General features: G+C 74.2%; 14 protein-coding genes. All 14 read right to left on the reverse strand.

Features of this window, described 5'->3' with window-relative positions; translation table 11 throughout:
* Positions 1-86: 86 nt before the first annotated feature.
* The gene (locus tag AUV08_RS07665; RefSeq protein ID WP_036335014.1) at positions 87-899 is read right to left on the reverse strand and encodes a F0F1 ATP synthase subunit delta; all 813 of its coding nucleotides are present in this window, start codon (positions 897-899) and stop codon (positions 87-89) included.
* The gene (locus AUV08_RS07670) at positions 899-1,453 is read right to left on the reverse strand and encodes a F0F1 ATP synthase subunit B (RefSeq protein ID WP_002857262.1); all 555 of its coding nucleotides are present in this window, start codon (positions 1,451-1,453) and stop codon (positions 899-901) included. Before AUV08_RS07670 ends, AUV08_RS07665 begins: the two co-directional genes overlap by 1 nt.
* An 84-nt stretch (positions 1,454-1,537) precedes the next feature.
* Positions 1,538-1,753 (reverse strand): ATP synthase subunit C, encoded by a 216-nt coding sequence (locus tag AUV08_RS07675; protein ID WP_002857264.1) that lies wholly within the window; start codon positions 1,751-1,753, stop codon positions 1,538-1,540.
* A gap of 150 nt (positions 1,754-1,903) precedes the next feature.
* Positions 1,904-2,704 carry a F0F1 ATP synthase subunit A gene (atpB, locus tag AUV08_RS07680; RefSeq protein WP_002857266.1) on the reverse strand — a complete coding sequence of 267 codons (801 nt, stop codon included), beginning with the start codon at positions 2,702-2,704 and terminating at the stop codon, positions 1,904-1,906.
* 231 nt (positions 2,705-2,935) lie between these two features.
* The gene (locus tag AUV08_RS07685) at positions 2,936-3,370 is read right to left on the reverse strand and encodes a hypothetical protein (protein ID WP_061867882.1); all 435 of its coding nucleotides are present in this window, start codon (positions 3,368-3,370) and stop codon (positions 2,936-2,938) included.
* Positions 3,367-4,506, reverse strand: a complete 1,140-nt coding sequence (locus tag AUV08_RS07690) for an MraY family glycosyltransferase (RefSeq protein WP_061867883.1) — start codon at positions 4,504-4,506, stop codon at positions 3,367-3,369. The genes AUV08_RS07685 and AUV08_RS07690 overlap by 4 nt, the downstream gene beginning before the upstream one ends.
* A gap of 9 nt (positions 4,507-4,515) precedes the next feature.
* Positions 4,516-5,247, reverse strand: a complete 732-nt coding sequence (locus AUV08_RS07695) for an L-threonylcarbamoyladenylate synthase (RefSeq protein ID WP_049161492.1) — start codon at positions 5,245-5,247, stop codon at positions 4,516-4,518.
* Positions 5,244-6,146: a peptide chain release factor N(5)-glutamine methyltransferase gene (gene prmC, locus AUV08_RS07700; protein ID WP_061867884.1), complete on the reverse strand. Its 903-nt coding sequence runs from the start codon at positions 6,144-6,146 to the stop codon at positions 5,244-5,246. The genes AUV08_RS07695 and prmC overlap by 4 nt, the downstream gene beginning before the upstream one ends.
* Positions 6,143-7,252, reverse strand: coding sequence for a peptide chain release factor 1 (gene prfA, locus AUV08_RS07705; protein ID WP_061867885.1), 1,110 nt, complete (start codon positions 7,250-7,252; stop codon positions 6,143-6,145). The genes prmC and prfA overlap by 4 nt, the downstream gene beginning before the upstream one ends.
* 115 nt (positions 7,253-7,367) lie before the next feature.
* Positions 7,368-9,443 (reverse strand): transcription termination factor Rho, encoded by a 2,076-nt coding sequence (gene rho, locus AUV08_RS07710; protein ID WP_061873171.1) that lies wholly within the window; start codon positions 9,441-9,443, stop codon positions 7,368-7,370.
* 320 nt (positions 9,444-9,763) lie between these two features.
* Entirely contained in the window at positions 9,764-10,717 is a 954-nt protein-coding gene (thrB, locus tag AUV08_RS07715) for a homoserine kinase (protein ID WP_061867886.1), read from the reverse strand.
* A gap of 3 nt (positions 10,718-10,720) precedes the next feature.
* A complete protein-coding gene (gene thrC, locus AUV08_RS07720) occupies positions 10,721-11,833 on the reverse strand; it encodes a threonine synthase (RefSeq protein WP_002857280.1) in 1,113 nt (370 codons plus the stop codon).
* Between the two features lie 3 nt (positions 11,834-11,836).
* The gene (locus tag AUV08_RS07725; RefSeq protein WP_061867887.1) at positions 11,837-13,159 is read right to left on the reverse strand and encodes a homoserine dehydrogenase; all 1,323 of its coding nucleotides are present in this window, start codon (positions 13,157-13,159) and stop codon (positions 11,837-11,839) included.
* Positions 13,160-13,331: 172 nt separating this feature from the next.
* The gene (gene lysA / locus AUV08_RS07730; protein ID WP_061867888.1) at positions 13,332-14,804 is read right to left on the reverse strand and encodes a diaminopimelate decarboxylase; all 1,473 of its coding nucleotides are present in this window, start codon (positions 14,802-14,804) and stop codon (positions 13,332-13,334) included.
* Between the last annotated feature and the right edge of the window lie 4 nt (positions 14,805-14,808).

The raw sequence follows: 14,808 nt of genomic DNA on the forward strand, positions 1-14,808 counted from the left end.
AGTCCCTGCTCTCTGTGCTTGGTGATCATCGACGTGACGATGATGCTTACGTTCGTGGGTGTTCCGGATGCGGGCGGGAGCCGGCCTCAGCCGGCCATCCGCCGCTGGAGGTCGTGGAGGCGCGAGGCCATGGACCCGTCGACGACGTCGTCGCCGACCTGGACGCGGATGCCGCCCACCACGTGGGGGTCCACCGTCACGTCCATGACGAGATCGCGGCCGAAGGCGCGGCGCAGGCCCAGGGCCAGCCGCTCCTGCTGCTCGGCCTCGAGCGGCCGGGCCACGGTCACCTCGGCGATCCACTGGCGCTGCCGCTCGGCGACGACGTCCGCGGCCTTGCGGATGGCGGCGGACGGCTTCAGGCCGCGCGGAGCCGCGACGGCGCGCTCGACCAGCAGTCGGCCGGCCGGGCTGGCCGACTCGCCCAGGAGACGACCGGCCAGAGCGGCCCGCGCCTCGAGGGGTGCGTGCTGATCGGTGAGCGCCCGCTGCACCTCGTGCGAGTCCTCCACCGTGCGGTTGAAGGCCAGCAGCTCGCCCGAGAGGGCGGCCAGGCCCGCGTGTCCGCCGCGTGCGGCCTCCGCGGCGGCCGCGTGCGCGGCCACCGTCTCGAGGGCGTCCCCGAGATCGCGCTCCGCCGACCAGCGGCGGCCGGCCAGGTCCTTGAGGACCTGCAGTGCACCGGGGGTCACCCGGGCGCCGAACAGCGAGTCGACGAGGCCGTGACGGCGCTCGGTGGTCCAGGCGGGGTCGGTCAGGGCGCGGCGCAGGGCGCCGTGCTCGTCCACCACGTCCAGCGCGCCGAACAGCTCGCGTGCCAGGGCCACGCCGCCCTCGTCCAGCACCGGACCGACGGCCTCCAGGGAGGCGGCCAGGGAGTCCCTCGATGCGCCCGTCATCATTCGGCGACACCTGCGCTCTGGTGACGGTCCAGGTCAGCCAGGAAGCGGTCGACCACGCGCTGCGAGCGGGCGTCGTCCTCGAGGGACTCGCCCACGATCTTGCCGGCCAGGGTCGTGGCCAGCGAGCCGACCTCGCCCTTGAGCTGCGCGGCGGCCTGCTGACGCTCGGCGGCGATCTGCGCCTGCGCCTGCTCGGAGATGCGCGTCGCCTCGGCGGTCGCGCGCTCGCGCGCCTCGGCCACGATCTCGGCGGCCTCGGTGCGGGCATCCTCGCGGATGCGGTTCGCCTCGGTGCGGGCGTCCGCCAGCTGCGACTCGTAGTCCGCCATCATCGCGTTCGCCTCGGCCTGGGCCTTCTCAGCCTTGGCCAGACCGCCCTCGATCGCCTCGACACGGTCCTGGTAGGACTTCTCGAGGGTCGGGACGATGAACTTGATGACGATGAACATGAGCAGGGCGAAGCCCACCACGACGACGAGGATCTCCCACGGGTTGGGGATCAGGGGGTTGGCCCCCTCAGCCGCCGCGAGGATCAGTCCGTTGCTGATCATGTTTCAACCATCCTTCGGTCAAGAGTCCTGTGGAGAGGGAGCACCGACGGTCTCACCGTGCGGGCGCTCCGTGGACGCGGCGCGTCAGGCGCCGATGACGAAGGCGAAGACGAGGCCCAGGATGGCGAGGGCCTCGGCGAGCGCGAAGCCCAGGAGGGCGATCGGCTGCAGGATGCGCTGGGCCTCCGGCTGACGGGCGACGCCGTTGATGTAGGCGGCGAAGATCAGGCCCACGCCGATGGCGGAGCCGATGGCGGCGAGGCCGTAGCCGATCATGTTGAGCGAACCGTGCAGTTCCATGGTGTTCCTTTCACGAGGCCGAGGTGTCCGGCCGGGTTGTGGAGGGTCGGCCTCCCGGGTGGTCCTCCTGCGGAGGGCCGGGAAGACTGGTGGCGGGCTCTCCCGCCGTACCGCGGCCGCCTGGGTCGTGCCCGAGGCGGCCCCGGAAGATCAGTGGTCGTTCGCGTCGATCGCGCCCTGGATGTAGATCGCGGTCAGCAGCGTGAAGACGAAGGCCTGCAGGTACATGATCAGCAGCTCGAGGAAGTACAGGGCCACCGAGCCGAGGATGACCAGGATGCCGGTGCCCTGCAGGGCCAGGCTGCCGGTCTGCGTGATCAGGTAGGCGGCGCCGGCGCCGGCGAGCATCACGATCATGTGGCCGGAGAGCATGGTGGCCATCAGACGCAGGGAGTGGGTCAGGGGGCGCACGATGAAGTTGGAGATGATCTCCAGCGGCACGAGCAGCGGCAGGATCCAGCCGGGCACACCGGAGGGCACGACGGCCAGCTTCAGGTAGCGCACGCCGTGGCGCTTGATGCCGACGCCGATCCAGATCGCGTAGACGATGAGGGCCAGGCCGTAGGCGGCGCCCGCGTGGGAGAAGGTCGGCAGCTGCAGCACCGGGATGGCGCCGAACAGGTTGTTCAGCAGCACGAAGAAGAAGATGGCGAAGAGCAGCGGGACCCACTGCTTGAAGTTCTTCTCGCCCAGGATGTCCTTCGCGATGTCGTTCCGGACGAAGGAGTAGCCGGACTCGGCGAGCCACTGGGCCTTGCCGGGCACGAGCCGGGGACGGCGCATGGCCCACGCGAAGAAGGCGGTGATGAGCACCACGGAGAGCAGGACGAGCAGCATCTGCTTGCCGAAGCCGGTGCCGTACTCCGCACCCCAGGGGAAGATCTCCGGGAGGTGACCATCAGAGATGGTGGGGGGCACGAATGATGCGTTGGCCAGCACGAGGGTCAGCACGCGGTTCCTCTCCGAAGTGATGCAGTCGACGGGACCGCAGCCTCGTCCCCGGACCACAGGCGGGCGCCGCGACATTGCGGGGGTACCGGTGCGATGCGAGACACGGATGGCGGCAGATGGGCGCCGTCGAAGTGTTCGCCTCCAACGATACCAAACGGTGACCCGTGCTCCGTACCGCAGAAGGGGCCCACGGCATGGCCCGCGGCTCCGTGTCTTCGCCCCTCGGACGGGTCAATCGGCGTAGATCCCGCGGCGGGTCCGGGCGAAGACGAGGACCTCCGCGGCCTGCCAGACGAGGATCGTCACGAGGGCGGAGATCGCCGCCGCGTCCGGCCGGACCCAGTGGGGGCGGGGCAGGACCCCCAGCAGCACCGCGAACACCGCGATCTTGAGCACGAACAGCCCCACGCTGACCGGCAGCGCCGCCTCGCGCGCCCGGTCCCAGACGAGTGCCGTCGTCACCCCGGTGAGCGCCGAGAGCGCGAGCACCGCGCCGCCGCCCAGCAGGGCGCTCCCGGCCGCCTCCCCGCCGGCGGAGAGCAGCCACGCGGCGCACGTGATCGCCAGGGCAGCCCCCGCCGCGGCCAGGGACCACCCGAGGATCCCCCACCAGCCACGGCGGTTCTCCCAGCGGCGCCGGCGTCGGCGACCTCCCGCCCCGGTCACGCGTCCCCCCGCTCGTCCGGGTGGGCCGCGGCGTCGTTCCGGACCGCGCGACGGCGCTCCACGATCGGATGCAGGGTGAGGTAGCCGGCTCCGGCCAGGGCCACGGCGAGCACGGGCAGGACGATCATGTGGTCCACGAAGTTCAGGGACACCGCGCCCCAGGCCACGAGGAACGCCCAGAGCCAGAGCAGCGCGACGGCCTGCGCCTGGGTGTAGCCGCCGTCCACGAGCTTGTGGTGCAGGTGCCCGCGGTCCGCCGAGAAGGGGCTGGTGCCCTTGGCCGTCCGCCGCAGCACGGCCAGGGCGAGGTCCGTGAGCGGCAGTGCGAGGACGGCGACGGGCAGCAGGATCGGCATGTAGGCGGGGACGTTGCGGAAGCGCATCCCGTCCAGGGCGTTCACGTCCGCGGTCACGGCGACCGCGGCCGCGGCCATCAGCAGGCCGATGAGCATGGCCCCCACCTCGCCCATGAAGATGCGGGCCGGGGCCAGGTTCCACGGCAGGAAGCCCACGCACGCGCCGACGAGCAGGGCCATGAGCAGGGTGGCGAGGTTGGCGTAGTCGAACTGGTTGATGGTCCGCGTCAGCAGATACGAGTAGACGAAGAAGGCCGAGCCGCCGATCAGCGCGACGCCCGCCGCCAGGCCGTCCAGACCGTCCACGAAGTTGATCGCGTTCATCGTCAGCACCACGGCGAACACCGTGAGGATGACCTGCGTGGTCTCGTTCCCCACCGGGATCCAGCCCACCGGCATCGCCTCGATGCGGATCCCGCCCAGGGCCACCGCGAGCCCGGCCAGCACCTGGCCGGCCATCTTCACCCACCAGCGCAGGTCCCACATGTCGTCGGCGATGCCCACGACGAGCACGACGGCGACGGCGACCAGGAGCCCGCGCATCGCGGCGTCGTCCGCGTAGATCCCCTGGAGGAACGGCACGACTCCCCCGACGGCGAATCCCACCAGCACGGCCGCGGCCATGGCCACGCCGCCCAGCTTCGGCACGGGGTGCCGGTGCACGTCCCGCTGGCGCAGCGGGGTGAACACGCGCGCACGCAGCCCCAGCCGGCGCATGAGGGGCGTCAGGGCCCCGCAGGCGACGGCCGTGACCACGACCAGGACGAGATACGCGCGCATGGGGGCCGGTCAGGCCTCCCGGTCGGCGGGACGCGCCGCGGCGGCGTCGTCGGCCGCGATCCGTTCGGCGGCGACCGGCGGCTCCTCGCCCTCGGCGAGCAGGTCCGGCACCACCGCGCGCAGCTCCTCCAGGGGCACGGAGCCCTGCCGGGCCACGCGGAACGGGGTGACGGTGCAGTCCACGATCGTCGAGGGATCCCGGCTCTCGCGGGGGCCGGCGTCGAGGTAGAGGGCCACGGACTCCCCCAGCATCGAGCGGGCGGCGTCGGCGGTGGTGGCGGCGTCCATGCCGGTGCGGTTCGCGCTGGAGACGGCCATGGGGCCGACGGCGTAGAGCAGCTCGCGGGCCACCGCGTCGTCCGGCACGCGCAGGGCGACGGTGCCGCGGGTCTCGCCGAGGTCCCAGGTCAGCGTGGGCTGGGACTTGAGGATGAGCGTGAGGGCGCCGGGCCAGAAGCGCTCGGCGAGGGCCTCGGCCTCCTCCGGCACGTCGTACGCGAGGCCCGCCATGACGCGGCGGTCCGCGATGAGCACGGGCGGCGGCATGGTGCGGCTGCGGCCCTTGGCGGCCAGCAGCACGGCCACGGCCAGCGGGGAGAACGCGTCCGCTCCGATGCCGTAGACGGTGTCCGTGGGCAGGACCACGCAGCCGCGGTCCGCGAGGACCTCGCGGGCGCGGGCCACGGCATTCTCGAGGGCGGCCGGATCCGAGACGTCGATGAAGTCACTCACGTCGGTCATTCTTCCACCTCCGCGCCCGCCGCGGCGTCGCAGGACCGGCGCGCCGTCAGGAACCGGTCTCGTCCGGTGAGGTCCTGGTGCACGCGGACGCCCGTGAACCGGGGGTCCGCGCCGAGGGTGGCCAGGAGCGCCGGGCCCTGCGTCTCGTGGTGCTCCATGGCGAAGAGGCCGCCCGGGGCGAGCAGGTCCGCCGCCCGGTGCGCGATGGCCCGCGGGACCCGCAGCCCGGGCGCGTCCCCGCCGTAGAGCGCCCGCGCCGGGTCCAGTCGGGCCTCGGGCTGGGCGGGCACCTCGGCCTCGGGAACGTAGGGCGGGTTGCTCACGACGACGTCCACGCGGCCCTCGAGGTCCGGGCATGCGACAAGGGCGTCGCCTTGTCGCAGGTCGACCCCGCGCGGGGCGAGGTTCCGCCGGGCCCAGTCGGCCGCCGTCGGGTCGAGCTCGACGGCGGTGACGGCGAGTGGGCGGCCCCGTGCCTCGCCCCACGCCGCGACGGCCGCAGCGATCGCGCCGGAGCCGGTGCACAGGTCCACCACCACGCCCGCCGTGGGCCGCACGGCCAGGTCGGCCACGACGGTCTCCACGAGCAGCTCGGTCTCCGGTCGCGGGATGAAGACCCCCGGGCCGACCGGCAGGTCGAGCCCGTGGAAGTGCGCGACGCCGGTCAGGTGCTGGACGGGCTCGCGGGCGGCGCGGCGCCCGACGAGGGTCTCGAACGCCGCCGCCTGCGCGGGCTCGGCCACGGCGCCGGCGAACACCCGGGCCAGCAGCGCGCCGCGGTCGAGGCCGAGCACGTGGGCCAGCAGCAGCTCGGCGTCCACGCGCGGCGAGTCGATGCCCGCCGCGGTCAGGCGGGCGGCGGCGTCGCGCAGCAGCGCGGACCAGGCCGGTGCGCTCACGCGTCCGCGCCCAGCGCGGCGAGCCGGCGCTCCTCGTCGAGGGCGAGGCAGGAGGCGATCACGGCCTCGAGGTCGCCGTCGAGGACCGCGTCGAGGTTGTGCGCCTTGTAGCCGGTGCGGTGGTCCGCGATCCGGTTCTCCGGGAAGTTGTAGGTGCGGATGCGTTCCGAGCGGTCCATGGTGCGCACCTGCGCGGCGCGCGCCGCGGAGTCCTCGGCGTCCTGCTCCGCCCGCTGCCGCTCGAGCAGCCGCGACCGCAGCACGCGCAGCGCGGCCTCGCGGTTCTGGATCTGGGACTTCTCGTTCTGCATGGAGACGACGATCCCCGTGGGCAGGTGCGTCAGACGCACCGCGGAGTCGGTCGTGTTGACGGACTGGCCACCCGGCCCGGAGGAGCGGAAGACGTCCACCTTGAGGTCGTTCGGATCGAGGTGGACCTCGTCCGGGGTGTCCACCTCGGGCAGCACGAGCACCCCGGCGGCGGAGGTGTGGATGCGGCCCTGGGACTCGGTGACGGGCACGCGCTGCACGCGGTGCACGCCGCCCTCGAACTTGAGCCGGGCGTAGACGCCGTCGGCCGGGTCGGCCGCGCTCCCCCGCACCGCCACGTGGACGTCCTTGTAGCCGCCCAGGTCGGAGTGCGTGGCGGAGAGGACCTCCGTCTTCCAGCCCCGGGATTCGGCGTAGCGCAGGTACATGCGCAGCAGGTCACCCGCGAACAGGGCGGCCTCCTCGCCGCCCTCGCCGCCCTTGATCTCGAGGATCACGTCGCGGGCGTCGTCGGGGTCGCGCGGGATCAGCAGCCGGCGCAGCCGTTCGGCGGCCTCCGTCTCGGCCGCCTCCAGACCGGGCACCTCGGCCGCGAACGCCGCCGCGTCGTCGTCGCCGGCCGCGGCCAGCTCCCGCGCATCGGCCAGCTCCTCCGCGGCCGCCGACCAGGCGCGGTGGGCCGTCACCACGGCGCCGAGCTCGGCGAACCGCCGGTTCAGCCGCCGGGCGAGCGCCGGGTCCTGCTGCACTGCCGGGTCGGACAGGCGCGCCGTCAGCTCGCGATGCTCCGCCAGGAGCCGATCCACGGCCTCGCGCCGCTGCTCCGAATCGAACACGTGCGTGCCTCTCCTCCTCCGGCCTCAGGGGGCCGGGCTCTCCGACGCGGACGGCCCCGCCCCGTCCGGCGGAGACGAGCTCCCCCGGACGGGACGGGGCCGTGCGACGGGACGGTCAGTCGTCGCCCTTGGACCCCAGCGTGGTCTTGGAGACCAGCATGAGGAACTCGGCGTTGGACGCGGTGTCCTTGATCTTGTTGGTGAGCAGGTCGAGGGCCTGCTGCTGCTCGAGGCCGGAGAGCACCCGGCGCAGCTTCCACATGATCTTGACCTCCTCCTGCGAGAGCAGGGCCTCCTCGCGGCGGGTGCCGGACGCGTTGACGTCCACCGCCGGGAAGATGCGGCGCTCCGCGAGGTGGCGGGACAGGCGCAGCTCCATGTTGCCGGTGCCCTTGAACTCCTCGAAGATCACCTCGTCCATGCGCGAGCCGGTCTCGACCAGCGCGGTGGCCAGGATGGTCAGCGAGCCGCCGTTCTCGATGTTGCGGGCGGCGCCGAAGAACTTCTTCGGCGGGTACAGGGCCGAGGAGTCCACACCGCCGGAGAGGATGCGGCCCGAGGCCGGGGCGGCCAGGTTGTAGGCGCGGCCCAGGCGGGTCATGGAGTCGAGCAGCACGACGACGTCGCGGCCCATCTCCACGAGGCGCTTGGCGCGCTCGATGGCCAGCTCGGCGAGGGTGGTGTGGTCGTCCGCCGGGCGGTCGAACGTGGAGGCGATGACCTCGCCGTCCACCGACCGCTGCATGTCGGTGACCTCCTCGGGGCGCTCGTCCACGAGCACCATCATGAGGTGGACCTCGGGGTTGTTCGTCTTGATCGCGTTGGCGATCGACTGCAGGATCATCGTCTTGCCGGCCTTGGGCGGGGAGACGATGAGGCCGCGCTGGCCCTTGCCGATGGGGCTGACCAGATCGATCACGCGGGGGCCGATCAGCTTGGGATCGGTCTCCAGGCGCAGGCGCTCCTGCGGGTACAGCGGCACGAGCTTGCCGAACTCCACGCGCTGCGGGTGCTCGACGGCGGGCTGGCCGTTGACCGAGGAGATCTTCACCAGGGCGTTGAACTTCTGACGGTTGGAGCCGCCGCCGTGGTGCTGCTGCTTCTCTCCGTCGCGCGGGGCGCGGATCGCGCCGACGACGGCGTCGCCCTTGCGCAGACCGTACTTCTTCACCATGGCCAGGGAGACGTAGACGTCGTTCGGGCCCGGCAGGTAGCCGGAGGTGCGGACGAACGCGTAGTTGTCCAGCACGTCGAGGATGCCGGCCACGGGCTGCAGGACGTCGTCCTCGGTCAGCTCGGTCTCGTCGACCTCGGGGCCGCCGCGGCCACGGCGGTTGCGGCCGCGCTCGTTGCGGTTGCGGCGGTTGCGACGGTTGCGGCCGCCCTCGTCGTCGCGGTCGTCGCGGCGGCTGCGGTCCCCGCGTCCGCCGTCGCCCCGGCCGCCGTCCTCGGACTTGTCGCCGCGCTGCTCGCGCGAGCCGTCACGGCCGTTCTCACGGTCCCGGTTGTTCTCGCGGCCGTTCTCACGGTCGCGGCCGTTGTCGCGGTCCCGCCCGTTGCGGCCGTTGCGGCCGCGGCCGTTCTCGCGCCCGTTGTCGTCACGGTCCTCCCGGTCGCCGCGGCGGTCCGCGCCGTCCTCGCCCTGGGCGCCGTCGGAGCGACGGTCCTGACCCTGCTGGGCGTCGTCGTCGCCGGCGCGCCGGCGATTGCGGGAGCGGCGTTCGGACTGCGGGCGGTCCTCGCCCTCGTCGCGGGCCTCGGACCCCCCGGACCGATCCTGGTCCGAGGCGGTCTCACGGGGGGCCTGCTCCGTCTGGTCCTCGCGAGCCTCGGCCTGGGGCTGCCCGTCCTGGGCGGCGGCGGCCGGAGCGGAGGTGTCGGCGTCGGCGCGGCGCGAGCGGCGGCGGGCCGGGCGCTCGGCGGCCGGGGCCGCGTCCTGAGAGGACGCGGCGGCCGGGGCGGCCTCGGCGGCGGGGGCCGCGGTGGCCTGGGCCGCGCGCTCGGCGGCGTCGCGGTCCGCCACGGAGCCGCCGCGCTGGTGGTCGGAGATCGCGGTCACCAGGTCGGCCTTGCGCATGCGCGAGCCGCCGGCGATGCCGAGCTGAGAGGCCAGGGCCTGGAGCTGGGCGAGCTTGAGCGAGGCCAGGCCACCGCCGTTCGTCGGCGTGGTCTGTTCCGTGGATTCGGTCACGAAGGTTCCTTCTCCCTCGAATGCGGCCCGGCGGCGCGTGGCGCGTCGGGCTGCGGTGTGCATCCGGTCGGGCCGCGCAGCGGCGCCCCAGAAAACCGGGTTTCATGGTGTGAACTCAGCAGTGGCGCCTCCCCTGATCGTGCGCAGTCGCTGCGTGACGGGGCGGAGGCGTCCGGACTCGACCGAGCCGGAGGGGGTCCCGCACGCCGGCCGTGCGCAGCACGGGATGGATCGCGGCGGGGTTCCGGCCGACGGCGCACGGTGCATCCGGCCGTCACTGGCCCGGGCACCGGAGACCCGGGCCGCGCGAGGCGGTGGGGTCAGCCGTGGTGGAGTGATTCCACCCTAACACCGTCCACGGCCACGCACGGCACCAGCACGCGCCAGGCGGCCGCCCCGTCCGCCGTCAGAGCACGCGCCGCCTCCGCGGCGTGCTCGGCCGCCTGGACGCCGTCGCACAGCGCGAGCACCGTGGGACCCGCGCCGGAGACGACGGCGGCATGGCCGCGCCCGCGCAGCCCCGCGACCAGTGCGGCGCTGGCCGGCATGGTCACGGCGCGCGGCTCCTGGTGCAGCCAGTCCCGCGTGGCGGCCAGCAGCAGCGCGGGGTCCTCCGCCAGCGCGTGGACGAGCAGCGCGGCACGGCCGGCCTGGGCCGCCGCCACCGCGTGGGGCACCTCGGCGGGCAGCACGCCCCGGGCGACGTGGGTGGACAGCTCGGTGTCCGGGATCGCGACCACCGGCACCACGCGCTCGTGCAGCCGCAGCGGCGCCGTGGCCGGGCCGGGCACGTCGTCACGGGTCCAGGAGACGGTGGCCCCGCCCACGAGCGCGGGGGCGACGTTGTCCGGGTGCCCCTCGAAGCGGGTGGCCGCCTCGAGCAGGTCCGCGGGCGCCCGGCGCAGCGCGGCCGGCAGCAGGGCCTCGGCCGCGGCGTAGGCCGCGACGACGGCGGCCGCGGACGAGCCGAGCCCGCGGGCGTGCGGGATCCGGTTCACGGCGCGCAGGTGCAGCCCCGGCGCGGTGAACCCGCGGTCCCGCAGGTGCTCGTGCGCCAGGCGCAGGATCAGGTGCGCGCCGTCCCGCGGCAGGGTGGCCGCGCCCTCCCCCTCGACCTCCGCGACGTCGGGGCCCGCCACGACCGTGAGCGTCACCTCGTCGCGCAGCTCCAGGGCCAGGCCCATCGAGTCGAAGCCGGGGCCGAGGTTGGCGGAGGTGGCGGGGACGGAGACGGACGCGGCGGTCCCGGGCGCCAGCGACTGCGGTGCGGCCATGGCTCAGCTCAGGCCGAGCGCCTGGGCGACGGTGACCACGTCGAACGGCACCGAGCGCGGGGTCACGTCGGCGCCGTCGGCGCCGCGCAGGGCCCACTGCGGGTCCTTGAGGCCGTGGCCGGTGACGGTGATGACCCAGCTCTTGCCGGTCGGCACATTCCCGGCGGCGTGGTGCTTGAGCAGCCCGGCGACGCCGGCGGCGGAGGCTGGCTCGACGAACACGCCCTCCTTCGCCGAGAGCCAGCGGTGGGCCTCGAGGATCTCCTCGTCCGTCACGGAGTCGATCATGCCGCCGGACTCGTCGCGGGCGGCCTCGGCCTGCTCCCACGAGGCCGGGTTGCCGATCCGGATGGCGGTGGCGATCGTGTCCGGGTCGGTCACGGGGTGGCCCTGGACGATCGGGGCCGCGCCCGCGGCCTGGAAGCCCCACATCACGGGGGTCTTCGTGGCCACCGCGGGCAGCTCGGCATCCGAGGCGCCCTCGTGCGGGTTCACGTAGGGGGCCGCATACTCGCGGTAGCCCTTCCAGTACGCGGTGATGTTGCCCGCGTTGCCCACGGGCAGCAGATGGTAGTCCGGGGCGTCGCCGAGGGTGTCCACGACCTCGAACGCGCCGGTCTTCTGCCCCTCGATGCGGGCCGGGTTGACGGAGTTCACGAGGAACACGGGGTAGTTCTCGGCCAGCTTGCGGGCCACCTCGAGGCAGTCGTCGAAGTTGCCCTGCACCTGGAGGATCTCCGCACCGTGGGCCACGGCCTGGGACATCTTGCCCATCGAGATCTTCCCCTCGGGCACGAGCACGGCGCACGTGATCCCGGCCTGCGCGGCGTAGGCCGCCGCCGAGGCGGACGTGTTGCCGGTGGACGCGCAGACGACGGCCTTCGCGCCGTCCGCGACGGCGGCGGTGATCGCCATGGTCATGCCGCGGTCCTTGAAGGAGCCGGTCGGGTTCATGCCCTCGAACTTCACGTGCACGGTGCCCTGCACCAGCTCGGAGAGGTGGGGGGCGTGGATGAGCGGGGTGCCGCCCTCGCCGAGGGTGATCACGCGCGTGTCCTCGGTGACGGGCAGGCGGTCGGCGTACTCGCGGACGACGCCGCGCCACTGGTGGGCCATGGGTCAGTTCCCTTCGACTCGGAGGACGGACGCGACCTCGTGGACGACGTCCAGGGCGGCGAGCGCCTCGACGGTGGCGTCGAGGTCGCGCTGCCGCGCACGGTGGGTGATCAGCCGCAGGGACGCGCCGGGGGCGTTATCGCGCTCGGACGGGACCTGGCGCAGCGTCTCGATGGAGACGCCGTGCTCCTCGAACACCCCGGCGACGCGGCGCAGCACGCCGGGCTGGTCCGCCGCGCGCAGCACGACCATGAAGGAGGTGTGGGCCTCGGCCGGGTCCAGGGCGGGCAGGGCGGTGACGGGGGTGCGCAGGCGTGCCGGGCCGCCGCGCACGATGCGCTGGGCGATCGAGACGACGTCGCCCATCACCGCGGAGGCGGTGGGGGCGCCGCCGGCGCCGGGACCGTAGAACATGAGCTCGCCGGCGTTCTCGGCCTCCACGAAGACGGCGTTGAACGCCCCGCGCACGGAGGCCAGCGGGTGCTCCCGCGGCAGCAGGGTGGGGTGCACGCGCAGGACCGCGCCCTGGGCACCGTCGGCGGCGCGGCCGCGCTCGGCGATCGCCAGCAGCTTGATGACGTAGCCCGCCTCCGCGGCGGCGGCGTTGTCCTCGGACGTGATCGCGGTGATGCCCGCGACGGCCACCTGGTCCAGGGTGTACGGCGCGCCGAACGCGATGGTCGCCAGGATCGCGGCCTTCGCGGCGGCGTCGTGGCCCTCGACGTCGGCGGTCGGGTCGGCCTCGGCGTAGCCGAGCCGCTGGGCCTCGGCGAGGGCGTCGTCGAAGTCCGCCCCTTCGGAGTCCATCCGATCGAGGATGAAGTTGGTGGTGCCGTTGGCGATGCCCATCACGCGGGTGACGCGGTCCCCGCCCAGGGAGTCGCGCAGCGGGCGCAGGATCGGGATGGCGCCGGCGACGGCGGCCTCGAAGCTGAGCTGCGCGCCGGTGGCGGCGGCCGCGGCGTACAGTTCCTCGCCGTGCTGGGCCAGCAGCGCCTTGTTGCCGGTCACCACGGACGTGCCGGCGGCGAGGGCGCGCAGGATCAGGGTGCGGGCCGGCTCGATGCCGCCCATCAGCTCGATGACGACGTCCGCGCCGTCCACCAGCGCCTCGGCGTCGGTGGTGTAGAGCGCCGGGTCCGCCTGCCAGTCGCGCGTCGCACCCGTGTCCCGCACCGCGATGCCCGTGAGCTCGAGGTCAGCGCCCACGCGGTCCCGCAGGATGTCGGCGTCCTCGGTGAGGATCCGGGCGGTCTGGGACCCCACGGTCCCGCCGCCCAGCAGGGCGACCTTGAGGGCGTTGGGGGCGTCGGTGTGCTGGGGCATGGTCCTCCGGGGTCAAGCATCGGGGTCGGTGCCGCGCGATCACGCGGTTCGGCTGGCCTCGAATCTAGCGCGGCGCCCCGGCTCGTCCCGCCGCGCGACACTCGGTGTCCGCAGAGCGGGACGGACCCACCCGGGCCCGCGGCCGGCTTCCGGGTGCGCCTCGCCCGCTGCCTCAGCGACCGAGGCGCGGATCGGCCTCGCGGGCGAACAGGTCCTCCTGCGTCTCGCGGCGGATGATCACCCGCGCCTGCCCGTCGGAGACCGCGACGACGGCCGGGCGGGCCAGCGCGTTGTAGTTCGAGGACATCACGTGCGTGTACGCGCCCGTGGCCGGCACGGCCAGCAGGTCGCCGCGGCCCAGGTCGGCCGGCAGGTACACGTCGCGGACCAGGATGTCGCCGGACTCGCAGTGCTTGCCCACCACGCGGGAGAGCACCGGCTCGGCCCCCGAGGTGCGGCGCGCGGAGACGGCGGTGTAGTCGGCGTCGTAGAGCACGGGACGCGGGTTGTCGGACATGCCGCCGTCCACGGCGACGTAGCGGCGGGCCGCGGTGCCGCCGTCGGGGGCGTCCACGTCCACGGTCTTGGTCACCCCGACCGTGTAGAGGGTCAACCCCGCGGGGCCCGAGATGGCCCGCCCCGGCTCGAGAGAGATGCGCGGGCACGTCAGGCCGAGGCGCTCGACGGTCTTCTGGACGTCGTCGGCGAGGGCGTCGGCGATCTCCGCGGCCGGGCGCGGCTCGTCCACGGCCGTGTAGGCGATGCCGTGGCCGCCGCCGAGGTCGAGCTCGGCCAGCTCCACCCCGTGCTCGGCCTTGACCTCGGCGAGGAACTCGAGCACGCGTCCGGCCGCCAGCCCGAAGCCCTCGGCCTCGAAGATCTGGGATCCGATGTGGCAGTGCACGCCCAGCAGGTCGATCGACTCGGCCGCCAGGGCCGCGGCCACGGCGACGGCGGCCGGCGAGCGGCCGGCCACGTTGCCGTCCCGGTCGGTCGAGGCCGGGGCCAGGGAGAGCCCGAACTTCTGGTCCTCGTGCGCGGTGGCGATGAAGTCGTGGGTGTGCGCGTGCACGCCCGGGGTCAGCCGGAGCATCACGGGGGCGCGGCGGCCGGCCTCGGCCGCGAGCGCGGCCAGGTGGGTGAGCTCGTCGAGCGAGTCCACGATGATCCGACCCACGCCCGCCTCGAGGGCGGTGCGCAGCTCGGCGTCCGACTTGTTGTTGCCGTGCAGGCCGATGTGGGCCGGGTCGACGCCGGCGGCCAGCGCGATCGCCAGCTCGCCGCCGGAGGCGGTGTCCACGCGCAGGCCCTCCTCGGCGGCCCAGCGGGCGGTGGAGAGGGTGAGCATGGACTTGCCGGCGTAGTAGACGTCCCCTCCCCCGCACAGGTCGGCGAACGCGGCGTCGAAGCCCTCGCGGAACGCGCGGGCGCGGGCGCGGAAGTCGTCCTCGTCCACCACGAGCAGCGGCGTGCCGAACTCCGCGGCGAGCGCGCTCGCGCGCAGGCCCTGGACGGTGAGCTCGCCGTCGGCGGCGCGGTCCACGCCGGCGGCCCACAGGCCGGGCACGAGCGCGTCCGGGTCCCCCGGCGCGGGAAGCCAGGCGGGCGCGAGCGGGGAGGCGGGGGCGGGCTGCGGCGTCGTCATCCGG

The organism is Micrococcus sp. CH7, from assembly GCF_001595485.1.
GTDB lineage: Bacteria > Actinomycetota > Actinomycetes > Actinomycetales > Micrococcaceae > Micrococcus > Micrococcus luteus.